The organism is Vibrio sp. 10N.222.48.A3 (assembly GCF_041475345.1).
GTDB classification, from domain to species: Bacteria; Pseudomonadota; Gammaproteobacteria; order Enterobacterales; family Vibrionaceae; genus Vibrio; species Vibrio tasmaniensis_A.
The window spans coordinates 1-6303 of record NZ_JBFRVX010000335.1; the positions used below are offsets into that span (position 1 = coordinate 1).

A 6303-nucleotide genomic window follows, 5' to 3' on the forward strand; every position below is an offset into this window, starting at 1 on the left:
GCGGCACTCGAGCAGTTAGGACGTTATTATTCTCTTGGCACTTTGGTGCAACAAGATAAAGAGCGCGCGATTCCGTATCTCCGAGAAGCAGCTTCAATGGGTAACTTAAGTGCAAGTATCCACTTAGCGGAACTCTTGCTACGTGATTACGGTAGCCCGTTAGATTATGAAGATGCTTATCGCTGGTTATACAACTCGGTGACAGCGGATCAAAGGCAACATAAGCGTATAACTGTGCTTCGAAGCGGTTTGGAGCGGAGAATGCCAGACAACATTATCGCTCGAGCAAAACGTCGAGACGTGTTCTGGTAATTACAATTATTAATTAAGGTTGATGATTAACGACTGCACTCGTTAACCATCAGTCTTGAACTAGAAATATATCGATATAAAAAGGCCTCATAGGTAAATACCTATGAGGCCTTTTTTGATCTGAACGGAAAACCGTTTATTTCATTCGATGACGTTACTGAACAACTTCACCAGATTCAATTACCGTCTTACGAACGACTTTGGTGAAATCGAGTGCTTCTTGGCGAATTTGATCTTCATCGACCGTTAGCATGTCGCGATCTTGCATGATGATCTTGCCATCAACGATGGTGTGACGAACGTTCCCCGAGTTAGCTGAGTAAACTAATGCAGAGTATGGGTTGTACACAGGAACCATGTTTGGAGCCTTGGTGTCGATCACTATGATGTCGGCTAGCTTGCCAGCTTCAAGAGAGCCGATCTTATCTTCCATGTGTAGTGCTTTTGCTGCGCCCATTGTTGCCATGTCGATCACTTTGATCGGCGGCATTGCAGCACGATCTTTATTCACCAATTTGTGAACCTTAGCGACTTGGTTGAACTCATCAATGGTGCTCAATGTGTTACCTGACATTGGGCCATCAGTACCTAAACCGATACGTACATTTTCGTCATACATCTTAAGCGCAGGTGACACGCCTTTTGCTGACTTGATGTTGGCACTCATGTTGTGAGCCACGCCCATATCTGATTTTTTCACTAGCTCGATATCATGATCGTCTACTAGGATCATGTGTGCGCCAACTAAGTTTTTGTTTAGTGCACCAATGCTGTCCATGTATTGAACCGGAGATAAACCTTCAGCTCGTTTTGCAATTTTTTCTTCTTCACGATGAGATTCAGCTAAGTGAATCATTACTGGAACATCAAGTTCTAGAGAAAGCTTTGCTACTTTTTGAAGGACTTCGGTTGTGTTTGTGTAAGGGGCGTGAGGAGCAAATGCAGGCGTAATACGCGGGTGATCTTTATATTCTTCAATGAAGTTTAAAGCGTATTTAATACCTTCTTCCGCGTTTGCTGCATCTGCCACTGGGAATTTGATTACTGTTTCGCCTAATACTGCGCGCATACCAATTTTATCAACAGTTTTAGCGACTTCGTCTTCAAAGTAGTACATATCAGCGTAAGTAGTTACGCCACCTTTTACCATTTCAACGTTACCAAGGTTGGCGCCTATACGAACCATATCGCGAGATACTAACTTAGCTTCAAGTGGGAAGATGTAGCGGTGCAAGCGATCAGGCACATCATCGGCCAACGAACGGAAAACCGTCATGGATACATGAGTATGAGTATTGATGAGACCTGGCATTACGATATCGCCATCAACGTCTAGCACTTGTTTAGCTTGGTACTGCTTCTCTAGTGAAGCATCGCCAACCGCAATGATTTTGTTGTCTTTGACCACAACAGTGCCGCTCTCGTAAACCGTTTTTTCTTGGTTCATGGTTAGAACCATGGCATCGGTTATCATCAGGTCAGCTTTTTCCATTGCTGAACTCGCAAATGGAAATAGAGCTAGGCTTGCCATCGCTGAAGCCAATAGGGTGCGTTTTAGTTTCATATCAATACTCAGAACAGGTGTTGTTAAAGTGTGTGGATAATAGTGTATTTCATTCATGGCGCAAACGTTTGTTTTATCGTTTGCTTGAAATTTTGATGATAGTCCGCGTCTATGAAGTGATGTTTCACAAAGTGAAGATATGTATCAATCTTAGGTTATTTTAGGCTTTTCCAAAGCATATCTGTAGCTTACCTCTAGCATCAGATATACTAGGGGTAATATACCTTCCTTGCTTAAGCAGGCCCGCCTATGTCAAAAAACACACCAATGTCAGAAAACACGACAGCGACAACCACTGTTGATCCTTTTGCCGACCGAGAGTCGAAAAATTACGAAAACCCAGTACCAAGCCGTGAGTTCATTATTTCGTTTCTAACAGACGCGAATATTCCTATGAACCGCAACGATCTATTCGAAGCTTTGGGTTTGGCTGGAGAGGAACAATATGAAGGGCTGCGTCGTCGTTTACGTGCAATGGAACGTGATGGACAGCTTATCTTTACCCGTCGTCAGTGTTACGCATTGCCTGAGAAGATGGAATTGATTAAAGGCTTTGTGATTGGTCATAAAGATGGTCATGGTTGGGTACGCCCAGACGGCAGTGTGGGTAAAGACAATGATATCGTGCTGCCGCATCATCAGATGAAAACCATCATGCACGGTGATTACGTATTGGTTCAGCCTACTGACAACAGTAAGCGTGGCCGTCGTGAAGGCCGTTTGGTTCGTGTGCTTGAAGAGCGTAAAACGCCACTTGTTGGTCGCTTCTTCCTAGAGTACGGCCATTCTTATGTGGTTGCTGATGATTCGCGTATTAGTCACGACATCCAGATCCCAACTGAGCATAAAGGCGGTGCTCGAATGGGTAATGTGGTTGTGATTGAAATTACGGACCGTGGTGGTCGTTCTCGTAACATGATGGGTAAAGTGACCGAAGTTCTTGGTGAGAATATGGCTCCGGGTATGGAAACGCAGATCGCGATCCGTACTCACCAGATCCCACAAGAGTGGCCTGAAGCCGTAGATAAGCAAATCGAAAATCTTGGTGAGCATGTTCCTGAAGAAGCAAAAGAAGGACGTGTTGATCTGCGTAAATTGCCATTGGTGACTATCGATGGTGAAGATGCGCGTGACTTCGATGATGCGGTTTACTGTGAAGCGAAGAAAGGCGGCGGCTGGCGCCTGTGGGTAGCGATTGCTGACGTAAGTTACTACGTTCGCCCAGAGACAGCGCTAGACAAAGAAGCGATTAACCGTGGTAACTCGGTATACTTCCCGTCACAAGTTGTCCCAATGCTGCCAGAAGTCCTTTCAAATGGTTTGTGTTCATTGAACCCTCAAGTCGACCGTTTGTGTATGGTGTGTGAGATGACTATCTCAGACAAAGGTAAACTGTCAGGCTACAAGCACTATGAAGCAGTCATGAATTCTCATGCTCGTCTTACTTATAACAAAGTAGGCGCGATCTTAGATGGCAATGAAGAGTTACGTGAACGTTACGAACCAGAAGTACCACATCTTGAAGAGCTTCATAAGATGTATAAGGTGCTTAAGAAAACGCGTGACGAACGTGGTGCGATTGAATTTGAAACGGTAGAAACTAAGTTTATCTTCAATGCGGATCGTAAGATCGACCGTATTGAGCCAGTAATCCGTAACGATGCACATAAGATCATCGAAGAATGTATGATTCTTGCGAATATCGCATCGGCATCTTACGTAGAAAAAGCAAAAGAGCCTGCGCTGTACCGTGTTCACGATACTCCGGGTGAAGAGCGCTTAATGGGCTTTAAGAGTTTCTTAAGTGAATTAGGTTTAACGCTGGAAGGTGGCCTGTCGCCATCTCCGGTAGATTATGCACAACTGATGCAGCAGATTAACGAACGTGAAGATCGTGAATTAATCCAAACTATGCTGCTGCGCTCAATGAAGCAAGCGGTATACAACGCGGATAACGCGGGTCACTTTGGTCTAGCTCTTAAGCGCTATGCTCACTTTACCTCGCCAATTCGTCGTTACCCAGATTTACTATTGCACCGTGCAATTAAGTACCTTATTGCGAAAGAAGAAGGTCGTAACAGCGAGCGTTGGACGCCAACCGGTGGTTACCACTACACTTTCGATGATATGGACTTCTACGGCGAACAGTGTTCAATGACTGAGCGTCGTGCTGATGATGCTACGCGTGAAGTGAACGACTGGCTGAAGTGTGAGTACATGCAAGACCATGTTGGCGAAGTGATGGATGGCGTGATTGCCAACGTGACTGGCTTCGGTTTCTTTGTGCGTCTAACGGAACTGCACATCGATGGTCTGGTACATATTTCTGCGCTAGCGAATGATTACTACCAATTTGATGCTGTTGGTCAGCGTCTAGTGGGTGAAAGCTCAGGTAATATCTACCGCTTGGGTGATTCGGTTAAAGTGAAGGTTTCTGCGGTTAACTTAGAAACTCGTCAAATCGATTTTGATTTAGAAGACACCGATCGTCAGCCGCGTGGTAAAGGTAAAACAGCCAAGAAGCGTGCTGCTGAAGCGATGAAAAAGGCGAAAAGCAAGAAGCGTTCAGCGGTGAAGAGCAATAAGCCGGGTGTACCTGCAACGCCTTTAGTTGAACCAACTAAGCGACCTGATGGAAGTAGCGAAAGTTCATCTAAGAAGAAAAAGCCAGCGAATAAAACTGGTGCTGCTAAAGCTCGTGCGAAGAAAAAGCGCGCAGCAAGCCGTAAGCCAAAGGCTGATAAGTCTTAAGCTATCGTCATTACAGTGACGAGTAGCGCTTAAACGTCTAACGAATTTAAATGCGAGAGTATCAGGCGGAAGATGCATGCTCTCGAAATAAACAATACAGAGATGGGTGCATCGGGTTTGATGACATTCACCTCTGAGCAATAAGAGTAACCAGAGACAATGAGTAACGAATTTATTTACGGTATTCACGCGGTGAAAGCCGTACTAGAAAAAGATCCAGCTCGTTTTATCGAAGCGTATGTACTGAAAGGTCGTCAAGACGATCGCCTGCTTCCATTACTGAATCAATTGCAGCAATTTGGTGTATCGATTCAACAAATGGGTCGTAAGCCGCTTGATGAAAAAGCACAAGGTGCGAATCACCAAGGTCTTATTGCTAAGGTGAAGCCTGCTAAGCAGCTTAATGAAACTCACCTAGATGATATCCTTGCGCAGCACGAACAGCCTCTGCTGTTGGTTCTAGACGGCGTAACAGACCCTCACAACCTAGGTGCTTGTCTGCGTAATGCGGATGCCGCGGGTGTTGCTGCTGTTATCGTACCGAAAGACCGCTCTTCGCCGCTAACAGCAACGGTAAGCAAGGTAGCGTGTGGTGCGGCTGAGACCGTTCCTCTAGTACGTGTAACCAACCTAGCTCGTACAATGCGTGCACTGCAAGAACAGGGTGTATGGTTTGTGGGTACCGCAGGTGAAGCAACGCATGATATCTACCAAGCGAAGTTAACAGGCCCTCTTGCTGTAGTTATGGGTGCTGAAGGTGACGGTATGCGTCGTCTAACGCGTGAAACCTGTGATGATCTGATTAAGATTCCAATGGCAGGTAGCGTGTCGAGCCTGAACGTTTCAGTAGCATCGGGCATCTGTCTGTTCGAAGCGGTACGCCAACGTTTAGCTCAGTAAACCTAGGTTCAGCAACATTTGACTCAGTTACGCTTGGTTTAGTTGTGTGTCTCTATGTTGTTTAGAGGTACTTGCTATATAAAGAGTTAAATGACTTTAAGTCTATGAATTTATTAACGCTCACCACTTGCTGGTGGGCGTTTCTTTTTAGGGCCTAGAGTGACAAATTGACAGAATCACAGATGGCTAGATGGCGAAAGAAAAACTGTTTCATTATTAGCCAAATACCGCTTGCCAATACCGGGTTCTTTCTATAATATTTGCCGTCCTTAAAACTCGGTCATTTTTCTTTAGTTCCTTGCTTCCCTTGGACGACCGAGCCTTTCGTGGAAGCTAATAATCCGTAAGGAGCAACCAAATGCGTCATTATGAAATCGTATTCATGGTTCACCCTGATCAAAGCGAGCAAGTTGCTGGCATGATCGAGCGTTACACTGGTTCAATCACTGAAGCTGGTGGTACTATCCACCGTCTAGAAGACTGGGGCCGCCGTCAAATGGCTTACCCAATCAACAAACTTCACAAAGCTCACTACGTTCTTATGAACGTTGAAGCTGGCCAAGAAGTGATGGACGAGCTAGAAACTGCTTTCCGTTTTAACGATGCAGTTCTACGTAACATGATCATGCGCACTAAAGGCGCTGTGACTGAGCAATCTATCATGCTTAAGCAAAAAGAAGAGCGTGCAGAGCGTGCTCCTCGTCGTGATGACCGTGAAGAACGTGCACCACGTCGTGAAGAAGAAGCTAAGCCAGAAGCTGCTGCTGAGTAATTCT

The 6303-nt window shown here is 45.4% G+C and carries 4 protein-coding genes and 1 pseudogene; 4 read left to right on the top strand and 1 reads right to left on the bottom strand.

The window, feature by feature from the left end:
- Nucleotides 1-312 (top strand): annotated as a pseudogene (locus AB4653_RS10665) (flagellar protein MotX); the annotation flags it as partial.
- Nucleotides 313-466: 154 nt separating this feature from the next.
- Here AB4653_RS10665 and AB4653_RS10670 read toward each other — a convergent pair.
- Complete coding sequence (locus AB4653_RS10670) at nt 467-1876, bottom strand: amidohydrolase (RefSeq protein ID WP_009847887.1); 1410 nt, start codon at nt 1874-1876, stop codon at nt 467-469.
- Nucleotides 1877-2125: 249 nt separating this feature from the next.
- Here AB4653_RS10670 and rnr point away from each other — a divergent pair, with 249 nt between their 5' ends.
- From rnr to rpsF, 3 genes are all read left to right on the top strand, one after another.
- Nucleotides 2126-4627 (top strand): ribonuclease R, encoded by a 2502-nt coding sequence (gene rnr / locus AB4653_RS10675; RefSeq protein WP_009847888.1) that lies wholly within the window; start codon nt 2126-2128, stop codon nt 4625-4627.
- Between the two features lie 159 nt (nt 4628-4786).
- Nucleotides 4787-5527, top strand: a complete 741-nt coding sequence (gene rlmB / locus AB4653_RS10680; protein WP_009847889.1) for a 23S rRNA (guanosine(2251)-2'-O)-methyltransferase RlmB — start codon at nt 4787-4789, stop codon at nt 5525-5527.
- 358 nt (nt 5528-5885) lie between these two features.
- Nucleotides 5886-6299, top strand: a complete 414-nt coding sequence (rpsF, locus tag AB4653_RS10685) for a 30S ribosomal protein S6 (protein WP_004735855.1) — start codon at nt 5886-5888, stop codon at nt 6297-6299.
- Nucleotides 6300-6303: the final 4 nt, after the last annotated feature.

Excerpts from the sequence above, each read along its gene's own strand:
- AB4653_RS10670 (WP_009847887.1), bottom strand. The coding sequence starts at position 1,876 with ATGAAACTAAAACGCACCCTATTGGCTTCAGCGATGGCAAGCCTAGCT.
- rnr (WP_009847888.1), top strand. The coding sequence starts at position 2,126 with ATGTCAAAAAACACACCAATGTCAGAAAACACGACAGCGACAACCACT.
- rlmB (WP_009847889.1), top strand. The coding sequence starts at position 4,787 with ATGAGTAACGAATTTATTTACGGTATTCACGCGGTGAAAGCCGTACTA.
- rpsF (WP_004735855.1), top strand. The coding sequence starts at position 5,886 with ATGCGTCATTATGAAATCGTATTCATGGTTCACCCTGATCAAAGCGAG.